This window comes from Pseudomonas sp. SDO5215_S409 (assembly GCF_054071325.1).
Genome location: NZ_JBSVWN010000031.1, coordinates 1 through 19,570 on the forward strand (window position 1 = coordinate 1; position 19,570 = coordinate 19,570).

The following is a 19,570-nucleotide window of genomic DNA, read 5'->3' on the forward strand; positions in this document are numbered from 1 at the left end:
ACTCGTTCCCACGCTCCGCGTGGGAATGCCTCCGGTGACGCTCCGCGTCACCCGTGCGCAGGACCTGAACCGTGCACCCGCATCGGGACGCAGAGCGTCCCAGGCTGCATTCCCACGCAGAGCGTGGGAACGATCAATCGCTCATCCTCAATATTCACGGCTATTCCATTACGCCCACCGTAACAATCCACCCCCCAGCTTGATTGATCCCCCCGCCCCATCACTCCTAAGGTAGCCCCACGACAGCACACCCCGTGGAGCGACCATGACAACAACACCTTCCCCCGACGCGCGCTGGACGCGGCGGCGTGATGAGAAACAGCGGCGCCTGGCGCAGGTGGCGTCTTTTGCCGAGGGTGCTGTTTTGCCCGGCGAGCGTATCGTCGAAGCCCTGGAAGCGCTGATTCTTCCCGGCGACCGTGTGGTGCTGGAAGGCAACAACCAGAAGCAAGCCGACTTTCTCTCCCGTTCCCTGGCCAAGGCCAACCCGGCCAAGCTTCACGACTTGCACATGATCATGCCCAGCGTCGGCCGCGCCGAGCACCTGGACCTGTTTGAAAAAGGCATCGCGCGCAAGCTGGACTTCTCGTTTGCCGGCACCCAGTCCCTGCGCATCAGCCAGTTGCTGGAAGACGGCCTGCTGGAAATCGGTGCGATTCACACCTACATCGAGCTCTATGCCCGCCTGGTGGTGGACCTGATCCCCAACGTCGTGCTGTCCGCCGGTTTCATGGCCGACCGCGCGGGCAATATCTACACCGGCCCGAGCACCGAAGACACGCCTGCGCTGATTGAACCAGCGGCCTTCAGCGACGGTATCGTGATTGTGCAGGTCAACCAGTTGGTGGACGACGTCAGCGACCTGCCGCGCGTGGACATCCCCGCCAGCTGGGTGGATTTTGTGGTGGTGGCCGACAAACCCTTCTACATCGAACCGCTGTTCACCCGCGACCCGCGCCACATCAAGCCGGTGCACGTGTTGATGGCGATGATGGCCATTCGCGGGATCTACGAAAAACACAACGTCCAGTCGCTGAACCACGGCATCGGGTTCAACACCGCCGCCATCGAACTCATCCTGCCCACCTACGGCGAGTCCTTGGGCCTCAAGGGCAAGATCTGCCGCAACTGGACCCTCAACCCCCACCCCACGCTGATCCCCGCCATCGAAAGCGGCTGGGTAGACAGCGTGCATTGCTTCGGCACGGAGCTGGGCATGGAGCACTACATCGCCGCGCGTCCGGATGTGTTCTTCACCGGCCGCGACGGCTCGATGCGCTCCAACCGGATGGTCTGCCAGCTCGCTGGCCAGTACGCCGTGGACCTCTTCATCGGCGCCACCTTGCAAGTGGACGGCGACGGCCATTCCTCTACCGTGACCCGGGGCCGCCTGGCCGGTTTCGGTGGGGCGCCCAACATGGGCCACGACCCGCGCGGTCGGCGCCACAGCACCCCGGCGTGGCTCGACATGCGCCACAGCGACGCGCCCGAAGCCTTGCTGGAACGCGGCAAAAAACTGGTGGTGCAAATGGTCGAAACCTTCCAGGAAGGCGGCAAACCGACCTTCGTCGATACCCTGGACGCGGTCGAGGTGGCGCGCAAAAGCGGCATGCCGCTCGCGCCGATCATGATCTACGGCGACGACGTCACCCACCTGCTCACCGAAGAGGGCATCGCCTACCTCTACAAGGCCCGCTCGCTGGAGGAGCGTCGGGCGATGATCGCGGCCGTCGCAGGCGTGACCGCCATCGGCTTGCGCCACAACCCCAAGGACACCGCTCGCCTGCGCCGCGAAGGCCTGGTGGCGCTGCCCGAAGACCTCGGCATCCGCCGCACCGACGCCACCCGCGAGTGGCTCTCGGCCAAAAGCGTGGCCGACCTGGTGGACTGGTCCGGTGGCCTCTACAACCCGCCCGCCAAGTTCAGGAGCTGGTAAATGCACGCACACAAACTGCACGAACTGAGCCTGGCCGAACGGCTGGCCGACATGGCCGTGGACGCCTTGATCGACGAGGCCGACCTGTCGCCCAAACCCGCGCTGGTGGACCGTCGCGGCAACGGCGCCCACACCGATCTGCACCTGGGCCTCATGCACGCTTCGGCGCTGGCGCTGTGGCCCGCGTTCAAGCAAATGGCCGACGCGGCGATTGACTGCGGCCAGGTCAACCTCGACCTGCGCGAGGCCCTGGGGCGCATCGGCCGTGAGGGCGAGCAAGCGATGCTCACCACCACGGGCGGGGTGAACACCCACCGCGGCGCGATCTGGGCGCTGGGCCTGCTGGTGGCGGGCGCGGCGCTGCAGCCCGAGTCCTGCAGTGCCCATGCCCTGACGGTGCGCGCCGCGCGGCTGGCCTTGCTCAACGACCGCCATGCCCCGCAGTTGCAAAGCCACGGGGCGCTGGTGGCCCAGCGCTACGGCGCACGCGGTGCCCGTGAAGAGGCGCAACTGGGCTTCCCTTCGGTGCTGCAACGTGGCCTGCCGCAACTGCAAAAAAGCCGCCTGGCCCAACACGGCGAACAGAACGCCCGGCTCGACGCACTGCTGGCGATCATGACCGACCTGGCCGACACCTGCGTGCTCTACCGCGCTGGCGCAGAGGGCCTGCACACCCTGCAGCGCGGTGCCCAGGCGGTGCTGGCGGCGGGTGGCAGCGCAACCCTCGCCGGGCGCCGTCTGTTGCATGAGCTGGACCAGCAACTGCTGGCCCTGAACGCCTCCCCGGGCGGCGCCGCCGACCTGTTGGCCGCCTGCCTGTTTATCGACCGCCTCGACGGAGCGTTGTAATGGAAACCCTATCCTTTGAATTCCCCGCTGGGCAGCCGCCCAAAGGCCGTGCGCTGGTGGGGTGTGTCGGCTCCGGCGACCTGGAAGTGCTGCTGGAGCCGGGCACCGCAGGCACGCTGACGATCCAGGTGCAAACCTCGGTGAACGGCGCCGAGCAACGCTGGCGCCACCTGTTCGAGCGGATCTTTCAGGCGTACACGCCACCGGCCTTGAACATCGACATCCACGATTTTGGCGCCACCCCCGGCGTGGTGCGCCTGCGCCTGGAACAAGGCTTCGAGGAGATCGGCCATGACTAACCGCAGCTTCGTCGAACTCGGCGCCCGCGCACGCGCCAAGGCCTTGCTCGACACCGGCACCTTTCGCGAATTGATCGATCCGTTCCAGCGCGTCATGTCGCCCTGGCTCAGCCGCCAGGGCGTGGTGCCGCAGGCGGACGACGGCGTGGTCATCGTCAAAGGCAACATCGCCGGTTTGCCGGTGGTGATCGCGGCCATCGAAGGCAATTTCCAGGGCGGCAGCCTGGGTGAAGTCGGCGGTGCAAAAATCGCCGGGGCACTGGAGCTTGCGGCCGAAGACAACCGCAACGGCACGCCCACCCGCGCCGTGCTGCTGCTGGAAACCGGCGGCGTGCGGTTGCAGGAAGCCAACCTGGGGCTGGCGGCGATTGCCGACATCCATGCGGCGATTGTCGATCTGCGCCAGTACCAGCCGGTGATCGGCGTGGTGGCGGGCAGCGTCGGCTGCTTTGGCGGCATGTCGATTGCGGCGGGGTTGTGCAGTTATCTGGTGGTCACCCGTGAGGCCCGTGTGGGCCTGAACGGCCCGCAAGTGATCGAGCAGGAAGCCGGGCTTGAGGAATACGACGCCCGCGACCGGCCTTTTATCTGGAGCCTGACCGGCGGCGAGCAACGTTTCGCCATCGGCCTGGCCGACCGTTACGTGGCCGACGACGTGGCGCAGATCCAGCACACCGTCACCGACCTGCTGCACCAAGGCTTACCGACAACGCAACGCAGCCAACAGGCCGCCCATTACCTGCAACGCCTGGCCGCGCTGGACGCCACACCGCAAATCGACCCGGCGACGGTTCGCGATCTGTACCAGGGAGAACGCTCATGAGAGGGCTTACGTGGTTCAACGCATTGAGCGCGGGCGTCGCGCCGGTCGCCGGTTTTCCCGCTTCGGTGAAGGTGGCGGACGCGGTGCTCAACGGCCAGGCCGTGCGGGTTATCGCCGTGGTCACCGACCCCGCAAATCGCTTCGCGCGTGCGCGCAACGGTGAAGTCGGCCTGCTGGAAGGCTGGAGCCTGGCCCGGGCGGTGGATGAAACCCCGGCCGACAAGCGCCCCATCATCGCGATTGTCGACGTGCCCAGCCAGGCCTACGGGCGCCGCGAAGAAGCGTTGGGCATTCACCAGGCCCTGGCGGGCGCCGCCGACAGTTACGCCCGCGCCCGCCTGGCCGGGCACCCGGTGGTTGCGCTGTTGGTGGGCAAGGCCATGTCGGGCGCGTTTTTGGCCCACGGTTACCAGGCCAACCGCCTGATCGCCCTGCGCGACCCGGGCGTGATGGTGCACGCCATGGGCAAGGCCTCGGCGGCGCGGGTGACGTTACGCAGCGTTGAAGAACTGGAAAGCCTGGCCGCCAGCGTGCCGCCGATGGCGTACGACATCGACAGTTACGCCAGCCTCGGGTTGCTCTGGGAGACGTTGTCGGTCAGCCAGATCGAACAGCCGAACGCAGACGATATCGCCCGCGTCAGCGACTGCCTGACCAAGGCGATTGACGATGTGCGTATCGGCGGCCGCGACTTGAGCAGCCGCCTGGGCGCCGCGAACCGTGCGGTCTCCAGCCATGTGCGCCAACTGCTGCGGGAACAATGGTGAACGCCCACGACCTGCTCTGGGGCATGCGCCCGTCGCACTTGCCGGCGGATGCGCCTGCGTGGGCGGCGAGTGCTCTGGACGCCGGTCACCCGGTGGTGGTGCGGCGTGCGTTGTGCCTGGCCGGGCAGGTGCCGGTCGGTGTGCGCGGCGCAACGCGTGAGCAGCGTTACGCGGCGGTGATGCCGGTTTCGGCGGTGCAGCGCTGCGTGAGTCCGGAGGCATTGCGCGAGACGATATCGCCGCGTGATGTGCCCGCGTTGAAGGCTCTGAACCAGTTGCGCCCGTTGCTCAACGGGCGGGCGTGGGGCATCAGCGGCAGCGCAGGCTTTGAGTTGGCGAGCGGTATCGAAGCACTCAATGCGCGCAGCGACCTGGACCTGATTCTGCGCACGCCTGCGCCGGTGAGTCGTGATGAGGCCCGTGCGTTGCTGGCGCTGTTGGACGCCACCGTCTGCCCCGTAGACCTGCAACTGCAAACACCCCTGGGCGGCGTCGCCTTGCGCGAATGGGCGGGGACTGCGCCGCGCGTGCTGCTTAAAAGTGCCGGCGGTGCGCGCTTGGTGGAGGACCCTTGGCATGAGTAGCCTGCTGGTGTTTCCGGGGCAGGGCGCCCAGCGCGTCGGCATGTTGCAAGACCTGCCTCGGGCGGTGGTGGACGAGGCTCGCGACGTGCTGAATGAAGACGTCTTGGTCCTGGATTCTGCGCAAGCATTGGCAAGCACCCGCGCCGTGCAGCTGTGCTTGTTGATTGCCGGGGTGGCGAGTGCGCGCTTGCTGGAACACACGCCCGATTACGTCGCCGGGCTGTCCATTGGCGCGTACCCGGCCGCCGTCATCGCCGGGGCCTTGAGTTTTGCCGACGCGCTGCAACTGGTCAGCCTGCGGGGCGAGTTGATGCAGCAGGCTTATCCACAGGGCTACGGCATGACGGCGCTGATCGGCCCGGACTTATCCACCGTCGAGGCTCTGGTCGCCCAAGCCCACACCCCGCAAACCCCGGTGTACCTGGCCAATATCAATGCCGACAACCAGACCGTCATCGCGGGCAGCGACGCGGCCATGCTTGCCGTTGCCCGCCGCGTCAAAGGCACAGGTGTGGCCAAGCGATTGGCGGTGAGCGTGCCGTCCCACTGCCCGCTGTTGGACGCGCCCGCTGCCGCCCTGGCCGAGGCCTTTGCCCGGGTGACGCTCAAGCCGCCGACCCTGCGCTACCTGAGCAGCACCCGCGCCCGGCCCGTGCGGGACATCGAGCCCTTGCGCGACGACCTGGCCTACAACATGTGCCGCGTCGTCGACTGGCGCGCCACCGTGCAAAGCGCCTATGAACGCGGCGTGCGCCTGCACATCGAACTGCCCCCCGGCGCCGTGCTCACCGGCCTTGCGCGCCGGGTCTTCGAGCAAGGCACCGTCATTGCCTTTGACGGCGCCCGCCTGGACACCTTGCAGGCCCTGCTGCAAGAGGAGGACGCCCGCCACCGATAAAGCAGCGACCCAGGCTTTCGACGCACAAAAACAACAATTTCGATCGAACACGTTGAGGACGACAACCATGATTATTTACGGTGTGGCATTGCTGGCGATCTGCACGCTGGCAGGGGTGATTCTGGGCGATCTGCTCGGCGTTTTACTGGGGGTCAAATCCAACGTGGGCGGGGTGGGCATCGCGATGATCCTGCTGATCTGCGCCCGGCTTTGGATGAACAAACACGGCGGCATGACCAAGGACTGCGAGAGGGGCGTGGGCTTTTGGGGCGCCATGTACATCCCGGTGGTAGTGGCCATGGCCGCGCAACAAAACGTGGTCACCGCCCTGCACGGCGGGCCGGTGGCGGTATTGGCGGCCATCGGTTCGGTGGTGGTGTGCGGGTGCACCATTGCGTTGATCAGTCGCACGCACAAGGGTGAGCCCTTACCCGCCGAAACGCCGCTGAACGCCGTTGCGGGAGGCCACTGATATGTGGGCGCTCATCGAGAAAGGCCTGACGCAAAACAGCCTCGTCACCGCGTTTGCCGTCGTGGGCATTGTGATGTGGATGTCGGTGGTGCTGTCCAAGCGCCTGACGTTCGGGCGCATCCACGGCTCGGCGATCGCCATCGTGATCGGCCTGGTGCTGGCCTGGGTCGGTGGCACCGTCACCGGTGGGCAGAAGGGCCTGGCGGACATGGCGCTGTTTTCCGGCATCGGCTTGATGGGCGGAGCGATGTTGCGCGACTTCGCCATTGTGGCCACCGCATTTGAGGTGCAGGCCACCGAAGCCCGCAAGGCCGGGTTGATTGGCGCGGTGGCGTTGCTGCTGGGCACGGTGCTGCCGTTCATCGTGGGCGCGTGCATGGCGTGGGCGTTTGGTTACCGCGATGCGGTGAGCATCACCACCATTGGCGCGGGCGCGGTGACGTACATCGTTGGGCCGGTGACCGGCGCGGCGATTGGGGCGACGTCGGAGGTGGTGGCGTTGTCGATTGCCACCGGCTTGATCAAGGCGATCCTGGTGATGGTGGGCACCCCCGTGGCCGCCCGCTGGATGGGCCTGGACAACCCGCGCTCGGCGATGGTGTTTGGCGGGTTGGCGGGCACCGTGAGCGGCGTGACGGCGGGGCTGGCGGCGACAGACCGGCGGCTGGTGCCGTACGGCGCGCTGACGGCCACCTTTCACACCGGCCTGGGCTGCCTGTTGGGGCCATCGCTGCTGTACTTCATCGTGCGCGGCCTGGTGGGCTGACGCCCCTGTGTGATCAGTGCCTGGCGTACATGCGGCATTCGGCCAGGAGCGCGAGCAAGTTCGGGTCGCGCTCCTTGGCCTTGAGGAACACCACGCCAATGTGCTGTTGCAGGCGATACCGCGCTTGCAGCGGGATCAGCTTTACGCGGTTTTCGTACACCGCTGCAATGCGCCCTGGCAACAGCGCATAACCCACCCCCGAGCTGACCATGCTCAGCAAGGTGAAGATGTCATTGACCTGCATTGCCACCTTTGGCTCGAACCCCGCCTGTTTGAACACCCGGTTGCCGTCCTGGTGCGTGGCAAACCCCTGGGTGAGGGTGATGAAGGTCGCGTCGCGCATGTCGGCCAGGTCAATCTCCCGGTCGCGGTCCAGCGGCGAGTCGGCCGGGGTGGCCAGGAAGATGTCGTCGGAAAACAGCGGGATCTGTTCGCAGTCCGGGTCGCTGGCGCGGTCGTCGAGGGAGATCAGGATGGCGTCGACTTCCATGTTCTTGAGCTTGTAGAGCAGGTCGAAATTGGAGCCCAGGATCAGGTCGATGTTGAGCTCGCTGCGGCGGATCTTGAGCCCCATGATCAGCTGCGGCACGGTCTTGACGGTCAACGAGTACAGCGAGCCCAGCTTGAAGCGTTCGGCGGAAAAACCCGCGGCTTCACGGGTGAGGCGCACGCTGTCGACCACGTCGGCCACCAGTTTCTGGGCGCGTTCCTCCAGCACGTAGGCGCTTTCGAGCGGGGTGAGGTTGCGGCCTTCGTGCTTGAACAGCGGGCAGCGCAGGGCGTTTTCCAGCGAATGGATGGCGCGGTGCACGCTGACGTTGCTGGTTTGCAACTCGGCAGCAGCGCGGGCCAGGTTGCCGGTGCGCATGAAGGCCAGGAACACTTCCAGCTTTTTGAGGGTGAATTCTTCGTCGATCAGCATGGGCAGGGCTCGTGTTCGATTGCCGTCGATTGTGCCCCTAAAACGCGTGCACTCCCAGCCATGAACTGGCCAGCCCCAACACCACGCCCAGCACGATCAGCCAGATCGCATTGAGCCGCGTGTAATACACCACGGCGGCGCTGGCCAGCGTCAGCACCACGCTGGTGGCGTTGCTTTCCAGGCTGTTCATCAGGATGTACGTGGCGGCGAGGATAAGGCCGATGGAGATCGGCAGCAGGCTGCGCTTGACCCGTTGCACCCAGGGCGTGCGCGTGTGTTTCTCCAGCCAGCCGGCGCCCACGTAGGTGAGCACCGAACACGGCACCAGCTTGGCCAGCAGCGCCACCAGGGCACCGGGTAGGCCGGCGGCTTGCTGGCCGATAAACACCAGCAGCATGCCGTTGGGGCCGGGCAAGGCCTGGGACAGGGCAAAGAACGCGACGAACTGGGCGTCGGTGAGCCAGTGCATGTCGGTCACCGAGTAGCGGTGAATGTCGCCGATGGCAACCATGTTGCCGCCAATCGACATCAGCGACCACAGCGCGCACTGGATCATCAGGGGGTAGAGGGCGCCTTGCATCAGTTGCGCACCTTTTGTTCACCGATAAACCCCAGCGCCAGCGAGCTGGGGATGCAGATCAGCAAGACCATCCACAGCGGCAACACCAGCACCGCCATCAATACAAACGTGAGGGCGAACGCGACATAGTTGGCGAGGTTTTTCGGCATGGCCTTGAGCAAGCGCAGCGTGGCGCCCAGGATCAGCCCGGTGGCGATGGGCATCACGGCGCCGAACACTTGCTGCACCACGTCATGGCCCCACCATTTGGCGTAGGCAAAACCAGCCAGCACGGTGATCACCGAAGGGAACAGGTACAGCCCGCACACGGTCACAACCGCACCGGGCATGCCGTGCAGGCGGCGGCCATAAATAATGCCGACGTTGGCGATGTTCGGCCCGGGAAAGAACTGCCCAGTGCTCAACAGTTCGCTGAAGCCCTGCTCGCTGACCCACCGCCTGCGGTCGACCATCATCTGTCGCGCCCAAGGCATGACACCGCCAAAGCCGAACAGGCCGACCATGGCGAAGTTGTAAAACAATTGCCACAGAGTGGGGTGAGGCTCAGCGGGATCAAGCTCGTGCATGGGGCGTATTCCGGGGGCGGCGGTCATGCGGGCCATGATCGGCCCAGGGGTGGCCTTTGGGCAAATGAAGAAAAAGGCTGTTGCCTGAACGCGGGCAAGTGGCGTCAGATGGTTTTAGGTACGGTTATTCGGGGTAAGCCAAACATGTATCACGGGGAACGCTTCAACGCCTGGAGCCATTTGCTCGGGGCGGTGGCCGCCTTTATCGGTGCGGTGTGGATGTTGGTGGTGGCCAGCCTGGACGGCAGCCCCTGGAAGATCGTCAGCGTGGCGATCTATGGTTTTACCCTACTGGTGCTCTACAGCGCCTCGACCGTGTACCACAGCGTGCGCGGGCGCAAAAAAGAGATCATGCAAAAGGTCGATCACTTTTCGATCTACCTGCTGATTGCCGGCAGCTACACCCCGTTTTGCCTGGTGACCCTGCGCGGGCCGTGGGGCTGGACGTTGTTCGGCATCGTGTGGGGGCTGGCGCTGATCGGTATCTTGCAGGAGATCAAGCCCCGCTCCGAGGCGCGGGTGCTGTCCATCGTGATCTACGCGGTGATGGGCTGGATCGTCCTGCTGGCGGTCAAGCCGCTGCTGGCAGCGCTGGGCACGGCGGGGTTCACCTGGCTGGCGACGGGCGGGGTGCTGTACACCGTGGGCATCATTTTTTTCGCGCTGGAACACCGGCTGCGGCATTCCCACGGGATCTGGCACTTGTTCGTGATTGCCGGGAGTTTGCTGCATTTTGTGGCGATCATGGGGTATGTGCTCTGATCCTGCGCGCCGGGGAGGGAGCCCGCGTCCGTTGCGGGCCGTGCCCTGTCAGCTCGCGCTTAGCCGCACTCCGCCGTTCATGCCCAGGGCCGCAAGGCGTGTGTCGAGCGCCCGCGTGAAGTCCCGGTAGCCGTTTCTGCCATTGAGCGGGTCAGGCAGGTCGCTGAAATACCCAAGCTTACGGCCCGGCAACAGGGTTTCGGCAAGGCTGTGATGCCCGCCGGCCACCAGCAACGCGGCGTGGGAGATCACCAGCGTTTCCACTGCAGCCCGTTCTTGTGGCGAGCGCTGCGCCTGGGGCTTTTGCATTTCCAGGGCCTGGAGAATGAACTGCATGCTACCCGAAGCGCCGCTGATAAACGGCACGCCGCTTCTGCTGAATTGCTTGGAGGTCAGGGAGTTTGGCTCTCTTACATAATCAGCTTTGGCGTGAACGATCCCTTGCTTGAAAAAGTTTTCGGTTGAAGGGCTGCGGTGCGGTTCCTCGGTGATACCGGCATGGCGGTTAAAGAGGCTGCTGTCGCGCACCTGATCTTCGCGCAATAGCGTGCGCCCGCGGTCCGTGAAGAACGGCTGATCGCGGATGGTGTCGTGGATGTCTTTGTTGGTCAGCTCCAAGAGGGCCCCGGTGAGGTCCAGCATTTTCTTGAAGTCCAGGGTATCCACCAAGCGTTGCATCAATTGGGTGGCGGGCTCTCTGTTCTTGACCCCTTCACCCAGGGACTTTTTCAACGCATCGACGTGGCCAAACCGGGCCATTTCACTGTTAAACGTCTGTTGAGTCATGCCGGGCGTTTGCTGCAGATACGTGTTGTAAGCCTGCTTGTAATTATTGGTGGTGTTGATCAAGTCAAAGATATGCGGCAGAAACATTTTTGCTTGGGCGGGGCTGATGTTCTGCAGGGTGTGGACCGCCCAGCTGGACTCGCGCCGCGTTGCGCCTACATCGTTGCCGCGACGGTCCAGTTGCCCTGGTGGGGTCTGTTCAATCAGCCGCTGGTTAAGCCCGGTCGCCTGGTTGCGCGTGGTGGAGCCTGAGGCTTGCGCGTTGGCTGGCGCGGGCGCGCCTTGGGCTTGTTGCATCTTGATGTTGACTTGCTTTCCTGTTTTCTGCTCGCGCATGGCGAGCTCTTTCAATTCAAACTGCTGGTTGGCATCCAGGCCGAAAGTGGCGCGGACCTCGACATTGGCGCCGTTCAGTTTTGTGTTGGCGCTGTAAATGGCACGCGGGTTGTTTGCGTCGGGTGGTGTCTTGAGGCTGATAGGCCCGTTGCTCAAGTGACGCTGGAAGAGTTCCGACAGCGCGCGTTCATCCGCCGAGCCGCTATGGCCAATGTTGGCCAGGGTCTGCAGCGACTGTTTATTGATCGAGGATGCATAGAGCCACTGCGGGCAGTTGACCGTCGGGGCGTGGGCGGCAGGCCTGGCACCGCCCACCGTCGCAGGGTGTGAGGGGGCGGGATTGTAGCGGGAGGGAACGTTATTGGGAGGGAACATGATGAGTCAGCACCGGCAAAGAGTTAGAGAGTGAGTGGGCCGTTCGGTGCCGAGGTTCCCGGTACAAAGGCCGACTTTTTCTGTCTCGGTGCCAGGCTGTTCACATTGCCTGTTGAGTGAGTCCTGGGTTTGACCTCAGAAATCGCCCCAAAGCTGTTGCGCAACAGACAGCGCCACCACCGGCGCGGTTTCGGTGCGCAGCACCCGTGGGCCCAGGCGGGCGGGGTGGAAACCTGCGCTTTGCGCGGTGCTAACTTCGCTGTCGGTCAGGCCGCCTTCCGGGCCGATCAAAAACGCCAGGCTTGCAGGTTTGGCGTGGCTCAGCAGCGGTTCGGCTACCGGGTGCAGCACCAGTTTCAAGTCGGCTTGAGTCTGTTTCAGCCAGTCGGCCAGCAGTACCGGCGGGTGAATCACCGGCACCGTTGAACGCCCGCATTGTTCGCAGGCGCTGATGGCCACCTGGCGCCAGTGCAGCAGGCGTTTGTCGGCGCGCTCGTCCTTGAGGCGCACTTCGCAGCGCTCGCTGAAGATAGGGGTGATCTGGTTCACGCCCAGTTCCGTGGCTTTCTGGATCGCCCAGTCCATGCGCTCGCCGCGGGACAAGCCCTGGCCGAGGTGGATGTGCAGCGGCGATTCGATCTGGCCGTCGAAGCGCTCGGTCACCCGCACCACCACGCGCTTTTTGCCGACCTCCAGCAGGCTGGCGCGAAACTCACCGCCTGTGCCGTCGAACAGTTGCAGGGCATCGCCCTCGACCATGCGCAGCACGCGGCTGATGTAGTGCGCCTGGGCTTCGGGCAGCTCGATGTCGCCAAGGCTCAGCGGGGTGTCGGTGAAAAAGCGGGACAGTCTCATGTGGGTTCTCTGGAAAATAGCGGGATCAACCCGGGTCTCGGAAACCGGGGTGGAAATCGTGCGGTACGGCCACGCTGGTTTTGCTCTGGGTGGCGATGTCGATGCCTTCGCTGGCCACCTCGGCGAGGAAGTCGATCTGCTCGGGGGTGATCACATACGGCGGCAAAAAGTACACCACGCTGCCCAGCGGGCGCAGCAGGGCGCCGCGTTGCAGGGCGTGCTCGAAGACCTTCAGGCCACGGCGTTCCTGCCACGGGTAGGGGGTTTTGGTGGCTTTGTCTTGCACCATTTCGATGGCCAGCACCATGCCGGTCTGGCGCACCTCGGACACGTGCGGGTGGTCCACCAGGTGCGCGGTGGCGCTGGCCATGCGTTGGGCCAGCGCCTTGTTGTTTTCGATGACGTTGTCTTGCTCGAAGATATCCAGCGTTGCCAGGGCCGCCGCGCACGCCAGCGGGTTGCCGGTGTAGCTGTGGGAGTGCAGGAAGGCGCGCAGGGTGGGGTAGTCGTCGTAGAACGCGGCGTACACATCCTCGGTGGTGACCACGGCCGCCAGCGGCAGGTAGCCGCCGGTCAGGGCCTTGGACAGGCACAGGAAGTCCGGGCGGATGCCTGCCTGCTCGCACGCGAACAGGCTGCCGGTGCGGCCAAAGCCCACAGCGATTTCATCGTGGATCAGGTGCACGCCGTAGCGGTCGCAGGCCTCGCGCAGCAACTTGAGGTACACCGGGTGATACATGCGCATGCCGCCCGCGCCCTGGATCAGCGGCTCAATGATCACCGCGGCGACGCTGTCGTGGTGCTCGGCCAGCGTCTGTTCCATGGCCTGGAACATCGTGCGCGAATGCGCCTCCCAGCTCACGCCGTCGGGGCGCAGGTAGCAGTCGGGGCTTGGCACCTTGAGGGTGTCCAGCAGCAGGGCCTTGTAGGTTTCGGTAAAGAGCGGCACATCGCCCACCGACATCGCGGCGATGGTTTCGCCGTGGTAGCTGTTGGTCAGGGTAACGAAGCGTTTCTTGGCCGGTTGGCCGCGGTTGAGCCAGTAATGAAAGCTCATCTTCAGCGCGACTTCGATGCACGACGAGCCGTTATCAGCATAAAAGCAGCGGGTCAGGCCTTCGGGGGTGATCTTGACCAGGCGCTCTGACAGCTCGATGACCGGCTGGTGGCTGAAGCCTGCCAGGATCACGTGCTCCAGCTGGTCGACCTGGTCCTTGATGCGCTGGTTGATGCGCGGGTTGGCGTGGCCAAACACGTTGACCCACCAGGAACTCACGGCGTCCAGGTAGCGCTTGCCTTCGAAGTCTTCCAGCCACACGCCTTCACCGCGCTTGATCGGCACCAGCGGCAGTTGCTGGTGGTCTTTCATCTGGGTGCAGGGATGCCACAGCACCGCGAGGTCGCGTTGCATCCACTGGTTATTCAAGCCCATGTTCAGTCTCCTCGAAGCGGCTCGCGACGGGCGCGGGCGAAACAATCGCGCAAGCCTATGCAATGCCAGGCTGTGTCACAACCCATGTAGGCCAATTGGCCGTAAACGCAGAACGGTCTGTCGCGTTTCTTTGGGATAGTCCTTAATCCTTGGTTAATTTATTGTTCATACGCTCTTGATCGTATTTCTCGATATTTCAAAGCAAAATTTTCCGCTTTAATTCGATAGTTAACACGCTAGTCTTGGGCAGCTCTTACGGGAAATAGGACATGCAGCTACGTAACTCCGCGGCCCGCTACGGCTGGGTCAGCATTGTTTTGCACTGGGGCGTGGCCCTGACGGTGGTGGGCCTGTTTGCCCTGGGCTTGTGGATGGTTGGCCTGGGTTATTACGACGCCTGGCGCAAGGCGGGTCCGGACCTGCATAAAAGCATCGGCATCACGCTGTTCGCTTTCATGCTGGTGCGCATCGTGTGGCGCCTGCTCAGCCCGCCGCCGCCACCGCTTGCCAGCTACAGCCGTTTGACCCGCATCGGGGCAGCGTTTGGCCATGCATTTCTTTATCTCGGGCTGTTTGCCGTGATGATCGCCGGTTACCTGATTTCCACCGCAGAAGGTGTTGGGATCCCGGTGTTTGGCCTGTTTGAAATCCCTGCCCTGCTTTCCGGACTACCGGACCAGGCAGATGTCGCCGGCGCGGTGCATTTGTACCTGGCCTGGGTGTTGGTGGTATTCGCCGGCCTGCATGGCGTTGCCGCACTCAAGCACCACTTTATCGATCGTGACGCGACCCTGGTGCGTATGCTGGGGCGCAAAGCCTGATGTTCAACCTCGACTCACAAGGAATAGAAAGCATGTTGAAAAAGACACTCGCCGCTCTGGCCATCGGCTCCGCCCTGCTGTCGGCTGGCCATGTCATGGCTGCTGACTACGTGATCGACAAGGAAGGCCAACACGCCTTCGTCGACTTCAAGATCAGCCACCTGGGCTACAGCTACATCACCGGTACGTTCAAAGACCTGGACGGCAAGTTCAGCTTTGATGCGGCCAAACCTGAAGATGCCAAGGTCGAAGTGAACGTGCGCACCGCCAGCGTGTTCTCCAACCACGCCGAACGTGACAAGCACGTGACCAGCAAAGAGTTCCTGGAAGCCGACAAGTTTCCGGATGCCAAGTTTGTGTCCACCAGCGTCAAGCCAACCGGCAAGAACGCCGACGGCAAGCAAACGGCTGACGTGACGGGCGACCTGACGTTCCACGGCGTGACCAAGTCGATCGTGGTCAAGGCCACCTTCCTGGGTGAAGGCAAGGATCCATGGGGCGGCTACCGCGCCGGTTTTGAAGGCACCACCACCATCAGCCGCAAAGAGTTCTACAAGGACGGCATGGACGTAGGTCCGCAGTCCGACGCCGTTCAGCTGTACATCACGTTTGAAGGTACGAAAGCGAAGTAATTTTCGCCCGTACACAAAAATGCCCCGGCTCTTGCGAGTCGGGGCATTTTTATTGGGCGGTGAAACTCAGCGGTTGCGGGTCAGCAAGGCGGGTTTCTCGCCACGTGGACGGCTTGGCAATTGATCCAGTTGCTCAGGTGTCGGGAAGCGATCGCTTTTGGACTCCTTGTGGATAATCTTCGGAGCCGTGCCGCTGCGTGGGTTTTGTACGGCAGGTTCCGACGACGAACGCTGGTCGTCACGGGCCGGACGGCGGTTGCGCGACTCTTCGCGGCGGGCCTGACCGTCACGCGGGGCGCCATTACGCGGGCCGTTGCGTTTGGCAGGTGGCGTACCGGTGGTGCCGCCGCTGCTGTTGCGCGGGCCGTTCTGGCGGCCTTGTGGCTGGCCGGTGCGGCCTGCGCCGGCGCCTTGTGCGGGGGCGCCGCCTGGACGACGGCCACGGCCCTGGGCCGGTTTTTGCTGCGGCACGTAGTCGGCGCGGTTACCGAAGTTGTCGATGTCATCGTCGAGGAACTCGTCCGGCGCACGGTCAGCGGCGGCGCGGGGCGGTTGGCTCGGCTGGCGCTGTTCGCGGGCCGGGGTGCCTTCGCGGGGCTTTTGCTCACGGGCAGGGCGTTCGCCACGGCCGTTGCTGGCGGATTTTTCCTTGCCGCCCTTGTCCTTGCCCTTGTCGCGACGACCACCGCCACCCCCGCCGCCGTTCGGGCCATCGCCCTTCGGACCACGTGGGTTGCGTGGGTTACGCACGTCCGGACGCTCGCGCACTTCCGGTTTTTCGGCTTCCACGGCGCTGGCATCGAAGCCCATCAGGTCGCCGTCGGCGATTTTCTGCTTGGTCATGCGTTCGATGCTTTTCAGCAGTTTCTCTTCGTCCGGCGCGACCAGCGAGATGGCCTCGCCGGTGCGGCCAGCACGGCCGGTACGGCCAATACGGTGCACGTAGTCTTCGTCGACATTGGGCAGCTCGAAGTTGACCACGTGGGGCAACTGGTCGATGTCCAAGCCGCGGGCGGCGATGTCGGTGGCCACCAGGATGCGCACGGTGTTGGCCTTGAAGTCGGCCAGGGCTTTAGTGCGCGCGTTCTGGCTCTTGTTGCCGTGGATGGCGACGGCGCTGAGGCCGTGCTTGTCCAGGTACTCGGCCAGGCGATTGGCGCCGTGCTTGGTGCGGGTGAACACCAGCACCTGCTCCCACGCGCCTGCGGTGATCAGGTGAGCCAGCAGCGAACGCTTGTGGCTGGCGGCCAGGCGGAACACCCGTTGCTCGATGCGCTCCACCGTGGTGTTCGGCGGCGTGACTTCGATGCGCTCCGGGTTGTGCAGCAACTTGCCGGCCAACGCGGTGATGTCAGCGGAGAACGTTGCCGAAAACAGCAGGTTCTGACGCTTGGCGGGCAGGCGGGCCAGGACTTTCTTCACGTCATGGACAAAGCCCATGTCGAGCATGCGGTCGGCTTCGTCCAGCACGAGGATTTCCACGTGGGACAGATCGACGCTGCCCTGGCCACACAGGTCGAGCAGTCGACCGGGGCAGGCCACCAGCACGTCCACGCCCCGGGCCATGGCCTGGACCTGCGGGTTCATGCCGACACCGCCAAAGATGCAGGCGCTGACGAACTTCAGGTCGCGGGCATACAGCTTGAAGCTGTCGTGCACCTGGGCGGCGAGTTCGCGGGTGGGGGTCAGGACCAGCACGCGCGGTTGGCGCGGGCCATGACGCTGGGATTTGTCCGGGTGACCGTTGGGAAACAACCGCTCCAGGATCGGAAGGGCGAAGCCGCCGGTTTTACCCGTACCTGTCTGCGCCGCAACCATCAGGTCGCGACCTTGCAACACGGCGGGAATGGCCCGCTGTTGCACCGGAGTAGGCTCGGTGTAGCCGGCTGCCTCGATGGCACCGACCAAAGCCTCGGAGAGACCGAGGGAAGCAAAGGACATGAGTAATCCTGTTGTTGGTTAGGGCTTGGCCCAAAGGAAAAGTCTTGCCAGGCGCGAATCACGTTTAGAGGAACGTGGTCCCGTCCGGTCCTGCTGGGGCCTGCGGGCACCTCGACGGCTCGCGCGGGCGCTAAAAAGCGGCTGCGTCGCGGGGTCGGGTGACGTGTTCAGGCCGAAGCGTCCGGGCGTAAGCCTGACGCAAAGGCCGCAGTATAACAGAGCAATCACGGTGTGCTGCTTTCCTGCTGCTCAACGGCAGTGACGCTGTCCCCGGTCCCGGCATATTTGGCGCTCAACGCCGCGTAGGCGGGCTCTTGCTTGAAGCGTTTGAGCTCGGCGGCAAAGCGTTGCACCAACAGGTCCATGCCCGCACCCCGGCGCACCGCAAGAAATTGCGCCTGGCGGCTGATGACCTGCGGGGCCTCGGTGATCTGCCCGGAGAGGCCCAATTGATTGAGCAAATACCGCCCGACGCGCCGGTCGGTGATCAGCAAGTCGATACGCCCGCGCTGCAATTTGCCGAAATTGGCCTCATGGCTGGGCGCCGGTTCCTGGGTGAAACGGGTGGACTCGCTGAACGCGGGGCCATAGAGATAACCCGGCGAGGTGCCGATGGTCAGGCCGCTCAGGTCATCCAGGGTCTGGAACGGATGGGGGCGCGCGTTGGCATAAAACAGCATGAACTCGACCTGTGACAGCGGCTCGCCCGGGTACAGCAACAGGCTGTCACGCTCGTGGCTGTGGAAAATATCCAGCACGCCGTCGGCCTGACCCTGTTCCAGCATTGCCAGGCAGCGTTTCCACGGCAGGAACTGCCACTGCACCTCAATGCCCAGGCGCTGGAACACGATTACCGTGGTGTCGAAGTCCAGCCCGCGCAGGGTGCCGTTGTCGTCATACACATAGGGCGCCCAGGGCTCGGTGACAATGCGCAATGTCTCGCCCTGGGCGTTCAGGCTCAGGCAAGTGAAAAGCGCAGCAGTCAACAATCGGGCGAGGGCGGACATGCCCAGAGGTTACGACTGTCTTTGGTTAAAGAGAAGCGTCCGGGGAATGCATCAGGTGTTTATAAATGGCGGACCGGCGCTGGCTCAGCAGCAACCGCACCACGGGGTTGGCAAACCAGCGTTGCAACTGGTGCGCATCCAGCGGGCGTTTCTGGCGTTCTTCCTGGTTTTGCCGGGCCTTGTCCCACCACACCGGCCCACAGGCCTTGTCGAACTCATTGCTGTGCGTGTAGCAGCCGTAGAGGATTTCGCGCATAAATTGTTGCTGGTGCGCGGGTAATGCCAGGGTTATCAGCTTGTAGAGCAAGCGCAGCGGGCGGGGCGGGCGCGGCAGGTTGGCCGAGATCCGGCCGGTGTCGCTCATGGCTTGGGCGCTGGTGGGGTGGGCGCTGGTGGGGTGGGCGTGGTGCTTGGCGATCCAGGCGTTGACCTTGGCCCGGAACAACTGCTTGCGGCTCCAGTAGTGGTGAATCAGGTCCGGGCAGTCGCGCACTTTCACCGTGCGGTAGGCCGCGACGGACAAGCAGAACTCTTCGAGGGTGTAGGCGCCCTGGGCATGGGGGAACAGCTCGTCCATCAACGCGATCGAGCGATCGAGCGATCGAGCAATGGCAGATCGCGCTGGTGCAGGCCCATGACGCCGGAGTTGAGCAGCATCAAGTCATCGTCGGCCGCCCCGCTGTCGAGCAGGCGCTGGTGCAGTGAGGTGTACAGAATGCTGTCGGGCACATCGTCGTATCTGTTGTAGCTGGCGTTGCACAGCAGGGTGCCGGGCTCTACGCGATCAAACAGCTCCATGGGCGAGCGGTGAAAGAACGTGTCGGTGTCGATCAGTATGGCCAGCTCGGACTCTTGCAGCACCTGCTGCAAGACCACGTGTTTGGTGCGGAAGTGGTAGCCGTGGGGCTCGCTCCAGCGCTTGCGCGTGGCTTCGTCCAGCGGGCGTACGCGCACGGGCAGCAAACGATAGGGTTCGGGGTTGTCGCTGAACACCTGGATGTCCAGCGGCATCTGCGGCGTGTCCTGCAGGAAGGCCAGCGCACTGGCAATGCTGAACACGGCTTCCTGGTGGTAGGTGTCAGCGCCAAATACGAGATAAATCAGCTGCGGCCGGGCAGGGGGCACGGTGGTCATCGAGGCAAACTTCCATATTCGTTAGAG

Annotated in this window: 20 protein-coding genes and 1 pseudogene; 12 read left to right on the top strand and 9 right to left on the bottom strand. The window is 64.1% G+C overall.

The features are described 5' to 3' along the window. The first annotated feature begins 265 nt into the window (after nucleotides 1-265). The 9 genes from mdcA to madM all read left to right on the top strand — a co-directional run bounded on the left by mdcA (nucleotide 266) and on the right by madM (nucleotide 7,394). Nucleotides 266-1,936, top strand: a complete 1,671-nt coding sequence (gene mdcA / locus ACW9H9_RS16750; RefSeq protein ID WP_457342016.1) for a malonate decarboxylase subunit alpha — start codon at nucleotides 266-268, stop codon at nucleotides 1,934-1,936. Beyond that, the gene (locus tag ACW9H9_RS16755) at nucleotides 1,937-2,785 is read left to right on the top strand and encodes a triphosphoribosyl-dephospho-CoA synthase (protein ID WP_457342015.1); all 849 of its coding nucleotides are present in this window, start codon (nucleotides 1,937-1,939) and stop codon (nucleotides 2,783-2,785) included. Continuing rightward, nucleotides 2,785-3,084, top strand: coding sequence for a malonate decarboxylase subunit delta (locus ACW9H9_RS16760; RefSeq protein WP_457342014.1), 300 nt, complete (start codon nucleotides 2,785-2,787; stop codon nucleotides 3,082-3,084). The genes ACW9H9_RS16755 and ACW9H9_RS16760 overlap by 1 nt, the downstream gene beginning before the upstream one ends. Continuing rightward, the gene (locus tag ACW9H9_RS16765; RefSeq protein ID WP_457342013.1) at nucleotides 3,077-3,907 is read left to right on the top strand and encodes a biotin-independent malonate decarboxylase subunit beta; all 831 of its coding nucleotides are present in this window, start codon (nucleotides 3,077-3,079) and stop codon (nucleotides 3,905-3,907) included. Before ACW9H9_RS16760 ends, ACW9H9_RS16765 begins: the two co-directional genes overlap by 8 nt. Then, on the top strand, nucleotides 3,904-4,674 hold the full coding sequence (gene mdcE, locus ACW9H9_RS16770) for a biotin-independent malonate decarboxylase subunit gamma (protein WP_457342012.1): 771 nt from the start codon (nucleotides 3,904-3,906) through the stop codon (nucleotides 4,672-4,674). Before ACW9H9_RS16765 ends, mdcE begins: the two co-directional genes overlap by 4 nt. Further along, complete coding sequence (locus ACW9H9_RS16775) at nucleotides 4,668-5,258, top strand: malonate decarboxylase holo-ACP synthase (protein WP_457342011.1); 591 nt, start codon at nucleotides 4,668-4,670, stop codon at nucleotides 5,256-5,258. Before mdcE ends, ACW9H9_RS16775 begins: the two co-directional genes overlap by 7 nt. Continuing rightward, nucleotides 5,251-6,156 (top strand): malonate decarboxylase subunit epsilon, encoded by a 906-nt coding sequence (gene mdcH / locus ACW9H9_RS16780; RefSeq protein ID WP_457342010.1) that lies wholly within the window; start codon nucleotides 5,251-5,253, stop codon nucleotides 6,154-6,156. Before ACW9H9_RS16775 ends, mdcH begins: the two co-directional genes overlap by 8 nt. 67 nt (nucleotides 6,157-6,223) lie before the next feature. Further along, a complete protein-coding gene (gene madL, locus ACW9H9_RS16785; RefSeq protein ID WP_457342009.1) occupies nucleotides 6,224-6,628 on the top strand; it encodes a malonate transporter subunit MadL in 405 nt (134 codons plus the stop codon). A 1-nt stretch (nucleotide 6,629) separates the two neighbouring features. Continuing rightward, nucleotides 6,630-7,394, top strand: a complete 765-nt coding sequence (madM, locus tag ACW9H9_RS16790) for a malonate transporter subunit MadM (RefSeq protein ID WP_457342008.1) — start codon at nucleotides 6,630-6,632, stop codon at nucleotides 7,392-7,394. 13 nt (nucleotides 7,395-7,407) lie between these two features. Here the strand turns inward: madM and ACW9H9_RS16795 are convergent, their stop codons facing one another. The 3 genes from ACW9H9_RS16795 to ACW9H9_RS16805 are packed head-to-tail and all read right to left on the bottom strand — an operon-like array spanning nucleotide 7,408 to nucleotide 9,462. Beyond that, nucleotides 7,408-8,316, bottom strand: coding sequence for a LysR family transcriptional regulator (locus ACW9H9_RS16795; protein WP_457342007.1), 909 nt, complete (start codon nucleotides 8,314-8,316; stop codon nucleotides 7,408-7,410). A gap of 37 nt (nucleotides 8,317-8,353) precedes the next feature. Then, nucleotides 8,354-8,896, bottom strand: a complete 543-nt coding sequence (locus tag ACW9H9_RS16800; RefSeq protein ID WP_457342006.1) for a chromate transporter — start codon at nucleotides 8,894-8,896, stop codon at nucleotides 8,354-8,356. Continuing rightward, entirely contained in the window at nucleotides 8,896-9,462 is a 567-nt protein-coding gene (locus tag ACW9H9_RS16805; RefSeq protein WP_457342005.1) for a chromate transporter, read from the bottom strand. The genes ACW9H9_RS16800 and ACW9H9_RS16805 overlap by 1 nt, the downstream gene beginning before the upstream one ends. Before the next feature lie 144 nt (nucleotides 9,463-9,606). Here ACW9H9_RS16805 and trhA point away from each other — a divergent pair, with 144 nt between their 5' ends. After that, nucleotides 9,607-10,224 carry a PAQR family membrane homeostasis protein TrhA gene (gene trhA / locus ACW9H9_RS16810; RefSeq protein WP_457342004.1) on the top strand — a complete coding sequence of 206 codons (618 nt, stop codon included), beginning with the start codon at nucleotides 9,607-9,609 and terminating at the stop codon, nucleotides 10,222-10,224. 48 nt (nucleotides 10,225-10,272) lie between these two features. On the opposite strand, the gene ACW9H9_RS16815 is transcribed toward trhA, so the two are convergent. From ACW9H9_RS16815 to ACW9H9_RS16825, 3 genes are all read right to left on the bottom strand, one after another. Further along, a complete protein-coding gene (locus ACW9H9_RS16815) occupies nucleotides 10,273-11,721 on the bottom strand; it encodes a hypothetical protein (protein WP_457342003.1) in 1,449 nt (482 codons plus the stop codon). Nucleotides 11,722-11,856: 135 nt separating this feature from the next. Beyond that, complete coding sequence (locus tag ACW9H9_RS16820) at nucleotides 11,857-12,576, bottom strand: 16S rRNA (uracil(1498)-N(3))-methyltransferase (RefSeq protein ID WP_457342002.1); 720 nt, start codon at nucleotides 12,574-12,576, stop codon at nucleotides 11,857-11,859. A 25-nt stretch (nucleotides 12,577-12,601) separates the two neighbouring features. Then, nucleotides 12,602-14,008, bottom strand: coding sequence for an adenosylmethionine--8-amino-7-oxononanoate transaminase (locus tag ACW9H9_RS16825; RefSeq protein WP_457342001.1), 1,407 nt, complete (start codon nucleotides 14,006-14,008; stop codon nucleotides 12,602-12,604). Between the two features lie 269 nt (nucleotides 14,009-14,277). Between ACW9H9_RS16825 and ACW9H9_RS16830 the strand changes: the two genes are divergently transcribed. Both ACW9H9_RS16830 and ACW9H9_RS16835 read left to right on the top strand, forming a co-directional pair. Next, the gene (locus ACW9H9_RS16830; RefSeq protein ID WP_457342000.1) at nucleotides 14,278-14,829 is read left to right on the top strand and encodes a cytochrome b; all 552 of its coding nucleotides are present in this window, start codon (nucleotides 14,278-14,280) and stop codon (nucleotides 14,827-14,829) included. 32 nt (nucleotides 14,830-14,861) lie between these two features. Continuing rightward, nucleotides 14,862-15,461, top strand: coding sequence for a YceI family protein (locus ACW9H9_RS16835; protein WP_457341999.1), 600 nt, complete (start codon nucleotides 14,862-14,864; stop codon nucleotides 15,459-15,461). A gap of 66 nt (nucleotides 15,462-15,527) precedes the next feature. Here the strand turns inward: ACW9H9_RS16835 and ACW9H9_RS16840 are convergent, their stop codons facing one another. The 3 genes and pseudogenes from ACW9H9_RS16840 to ACW9H9_RS16850 all read right to left on the bottom strand — a co-directional run bounded on the left by ACW9H9_RS16840 (nucleotide 15,528) and on the right by ACW9H9_RS16850 (nucleotide 19,543). Further along, nucleotides 15,528-17,402, bottom strand: a complete 1,875-nt coding sequence (locus ACW9H9_RS16840; RefSeq protein WP_457341998.1) for a DEAD/DEAH box helicase — start codon at nucleotides 17,400-17,402, stop codon at nucleotides 15,528-15,530. A 224-nt stretch (nucleotides 17,403-17,626) separates the two neighbouring features. After that, nucleotides 17,627-18,409: a substrate-binding periplasmic protein gene (locus ACW9H9_RS16845; RefSeq protein WP_457341997.1), complete on the bottom strand. Its 783-nt coding sequence runs from the start codon at nucleotides 18,407-18,409 to the stop codon at nucleotides 17,627-17,629. Nucleotides 18,410-18,434: 25 nt separating this feature from the next. Continuing rightward, a pseudogene (locus tag ACW9H9_RS16850) lies at nucleotides 18,435-19,543 on the bottom strand (hypothetical protein). Nucleotides 19,544-19,570 lie beyond the last annotated feature (27 nt).